This is a genomic window from Burkholderia sp. Tr-20355, assembly GCF_017104685.1.
Classification (GTDB): domain Bacteria; phylum Pseudomonadota; class Gammaproteobacteria; order Burkholderiales; family Burkholderiaceae; genus Burkholderia; species Burkholderia seminalis.
Map to the genome: position 1 here is coordinate 1 of NZ_JAAGPK010000364.1, position 1,630 is coordinate 1,630.

The window sequence follows — 1,630 nt, forward strand, 5'->3', positions numbered from 1 at the left end:
TAGCCGGCGCGGGGTTCGGCGCGGCGCCCGATGCGCCGCCCGATGCGCCGCCCGCATCGCCCGGATCCTCGTAGTTCGGCAGCCCCGGCACGGCCGGCGTCGCGGCCGGCACGGCGCCGGCTTCACCCGGCTCGTTGTAGGTCGGCAGCGCGGCCGACGACGACTGGCTGCGGTACGTCAGCGACTTGCGCTGCTGCAGGTATGCGTCGCGCACGAACGAATACGGATCGAGCGCGGCCTGCTTCAGCAGGTCGGTCGCGCCGAGCAGGTCCGAACGCGCGCTGATGAACTGCGCGATGTACATCGGGTTGCGCGCGGCCGGCTCGATGTAGTTCAGCAGGTTGAAGCGCACGTCCACCGCGCGGCCGACGCCGTCGCGGACCGTGCTCGGCCCGAACACGGGCAGCACGAGGTACGGGCCGGACGGCATGCCCCAGCGCGCCATCGTCAACCCGAAATCCTGGTGATGCTTCGGCAGCCCGGCCGGCGTCGCGATGTCGATCAGGCCGGCGACGCCGAACAGCGAGTTCATCGCCACGCGCATCAGATCCTGCGTCGCATCGGTGATGCGCAACTGCAGCAGGTTGTTCGCCATGTTGCCGAGATCGCCGAGGTTCGAGAAGAAGTTGCTGATCGCGGTCCGCACCGGCGTCGGCGTGACCTTCTGGTACCCCTTCGCGATCGGCTGGGCGATGTTCGTGTCGACCGTGTCGTTGAACTTGTACATCGCCCGGTTCATCGGCTCGAGCGGGTCGTCGGGATTGCGGTTCGGTCCCGTCGCGCAGCCGGACAGCATCGCGCTGGCGGCGACGGTCGCCGCAATGATTCGCACCTTATTCATTGATTCCTTGCGATTGGTTCTTGGCACGTTTGACGCGCGGTTTGCCCATCAGGACGGGCTGGAACACCACGGCGCCGATCAGCGTGCAGGTCAGGGCCAGCGCGAGCAGCTTGCCCATGCTCGACGTGCCCGGATGGTGTGACAGCCACAGGCTGCCGAATGCGGTCGCCGTCGTCGCGGCGCTGAACAGCACGGCATGCGTGAGGCTCGAGTGCAGCAACCCCGTCTGCCCCGCGCGCCATGCCATCACGAAATACACCTTGAACGCGACGCCGACGCCGAGCATCAGCGGCAGCGCGATGATGTTCGCGAAGTTGAGCGACATGCCGAGCACGACGCACATCTCGAGCGTCACGATGCCCGACACGAGCAGCGGCACCAGCGTGCGCAGCACGTCGCCGAAACGGCGCAGCGTGATCCACAGCAGGATCGTGATCGAGATGATCGACCACAGCGCCGCGTGCAGGAACGCGTTGATGATCGTGTCGGCCGAATGCAGGATCGAGATCGGCCCGCCGGTCGCGCCCGGTTCCGCGGCCTTCACCGCCTTCGCGAAACGGCGCAGCATCGTGTCGTCGTTCGGATCGACGCCCTTCGGCACCTTCGGCGAGATCTGCACGAGCGCGTGGCCGTCCGGCGCGACCCAGTCGCGCACGAGTTGCGGCGGCAGCGATTCGCGCGTGATGTCCTGCGGCTGCAGCAGCGACGCGAGCTGGTTGAGCGCGATGCGCAGCGTGTCGGCGAACGCGCGCTCGGCGCGGCCGCGAAGCCGAGCAGGTCCGACACGCG

Annotated in this window: 1 protein-coding gene and 1 pseudogene; both read right to left on the reverse strand. The window is 68.1% G+C overall.

Translation table 11 applies throughout. The features are described 5' to 3' along the window. Positions 1 to 841, reverse strand: an 841-nt coding sequence (locus G3N62_RS35360) for a VacJ family lipoprotein (protein ID WP_206141542.1), incomplete at its 3' end; no start/stop codon positions are given. Then, positions 834 to 1,630 (reverse strand): annotated as a pseudogene (locus G3N62_RS35365) (RND transporter); the annotation flags it as partial. The gene G3N62_RS35360 and the pseudogene G3N62_RS35365, both read right to left, overlap by 8 nt.